This window comes from Guptibacillus spartinae (assembly GCF_028610625.1).
Classification (GTDB): Bacteria; Bacillota; Bacilli; order Bacillales; family Guptibacillaceae; genus Guptibacillus; species Guptibacillus spartinae.
Genome location: NZ_JAQQWU010000035.1, coordinates 1 through 2374, shown reverse-complemented (window position 1 = coordinate 2374; position 2374 = coordinate 1). Strand labels below are relative to the sequence as shown.

The window sequence follows — 2374 nt, the reverse complement described above, 5'->3', positions numbered from 1 at the left end:
TGTTTATTGCAAAATAGAAGTGCAGACCTTTGCAACAGAAAAATGCAGAGTCCTGCACTTATTTTAATAAGGGCATAAAAAAAAAGACTTGCCAGTCACCCCAAGTCCCTCTAACGTAATTGGTGTCGAATCAATTCACGGAGGTAACGGAAGGATGCTAGCAATGTCTGATATTAATTGTATCAAAAATTTGAGAAACAACAAAGGTCTATCAATCTCCCAAATACAGAAAATATTAGGGGTTAACTGGCGTACCGCAAAGAAATATGCAGATGAGGACCAGATTCCTCAAGATACATTAATGCCTAGAAAAGGAATGATGTATGAGGAAGAATGGGGAGAAATGGTCGCAGATTGGTTGTTTGAAGATCAACGATTAAAACGAAAATCTAGAAGGACAAATAAAGAGCTACATAACGAATTGATAAAATATGGTTTTACCGGATCCTATCGAACAGTATGCAATTTTATAAAAGAGTGGAAGAACAGCCATCAAGAAGAAAAGGATAAAGGACATGAAAGGTTAACGCACCCTCCGGGTGAGGCACAGGTGGACTTTGGAGTAATGGAAGCAGTTCAAGACGGGGACTTAGTAGATGTTCGAGCACTGATCATGTCTATGCCTTATAGCAACACTGGCTTCGCCGTACCTCTGCCATCTGAGAATCAAGAATGTTTTTTGTATGGATTGCAGCAACTGTTCATTCAAGCAGGTGGAGTCCCAAAATCAATAAGAATTGACAACCTAACACCTGCAGTAAAGCAAACCCGTTCAAAAATGGAAGAAGCAAAACTAACAGATGAATTTTTGCAATTTCAGAATCATTATGGATTTGAAGTTCAGGTTTGTAATCCTAGAAGTGGCCATGAGAAAGGAAATGTAGAAAATAAGGTAGGCTATATTCGATACAACTTTTTCACCAAGGCACCAGTGATGAAAAGCTTTGAAGATCTAACCTTGAAGTTAAAGGAACAACTGCTTGAAGATCGTAAAAGGCTGCACTATGAGAAAGAAGTTCTAATCCAAGAGTTATGGGATCAAGAAACTAAGTATTTACTAGCTATGCCCGCGAGGGCATACCCAGTATTCAAAAAAGATTTAGCAAAGGTAAATAAGTACAATGAAGTGAAAATCGACAAGTCTCTTATACATGTGCCGCGTGCTTATAACTACAGTCAATTACACCTAATCCTTAGCTGGGATCAATTTAAAGTTATTTCACCAGACGGTGAAATTCTCTTGGAGGACTTCCGTCCTTACATGAACAAGCGAAAAGCACTCCCGTGGCAATCCATTATAAAAACATGGATTCATAAACCAAGGGTTCTAACCTATTCGCGATATTCCGACTACCTTCCGGGAAGAGTAAAGGAATTTCTACTAACGGACAACCTGCTTATTCGGCGTAAACGTTTAGAGTCCCTCTCTACTCTGTTAGTTACTTATGATATGAAACGTATCAATGAAGAGTTTTATGACTTGATTGAGAAAGAACGTTTAAACGGCGATGGCAATCCTTATGAAGTGGATTGGAATCAATATGATGCCCTCGCTCCAATTGAGGAGGTCGGCAAATGAGTGATCAGTTACGAAGTAAGTGCAAGACTTTGCGTTTGGCTTATATAGCAGAAATTTATGACCAAATTCCCTTCGAGAATAAGGAGCAATATCTTAATGACTTATTTGACGAAGAACATAAGTTAAGAGAACAAACAAAATCTATCAGATTAATAAAAAAGGCCAAGTTTTTGGATAAGAAAAATCTTCATACCTATGAATGGACAGAACAAATTCGGTTTCCACCTCATACGTCTAAAGAGGAAATATGCAGTTTGAGTTTTATTGAAAAAGGAGAAAACGTTGTATTGGTAGGGTCACCAGGAACTGGGAAAACCCATCTAGCGACGGGATTGGGAAGGAAAGCGTGTGAAAATGGCTATGAAGTCCGTTTTTACCGTGTAGCTCATTTAGTAGAAGAATTGGAGCAAGCCTTAAGGTTGAATAAGCTCTCAGCATTTCGTAAGAAATTGGAGAAGGTAGATTTAATCATCCTGGATGAAATGGGCTACCTGCCGTTTAGTAAAGAGGGCTCTGAGCTACTATTCCAACTTATCTCTGAATTCTACGAGCAGAAGAGTTTAATCATCACGTCAAATTTAGAGTTCAGTCAATGGAACAGAATATTTGTAGACTCTAGATTGACCGCTGCATTGGTGGATCGACTGATTCACCATGCCCATATCATCTCTTATCAAGGAGAGAGTTACCGCTTAACAAACGCATTATCTAAAAGAAAATAAAGAGAAGTATTCCGGGTGACAAACCTCTGCACTTTTCTTTGCATTTTCCTGCACTTTTCTATTGCAAAATACA

Annotated in this window: 2 protein-coding genes; both read left to right on the top strand. The window is 38.7% G+C overall.

The genetic code is table 11. The annotated features are described in order from the left end of the window. The first annotated feature begins 163 nt into the window (after nt 1-163). On the top strand, nt 164-1579 hold the full coding sequence (gene istA, locus PQ511_RS23515) for an IS21 family transposase (RefSeq protein ID WP_337957792.1): 1416 nt from the start codon (nt 164-166) through the stop codon (nt 1577-1579). After that, nucleotides 1576-2301 carry an IS21-like element helper ATPase IstB gene (gene istB, locus PQ511_RS23510; protein WP_255224101.1) on the top strand — a complete coding sequence of 242 codons (726 nt, stop codon included), beginning with the start codon at nt 1576-1578 and terminating at the stop codon, nt 2299-2301. Before istA ends, istB begins: the two co-directional genes overlap by 4 nt. The last annotated feature ends 73 nt before the right edge of the window (nt 2302-2374 follow it).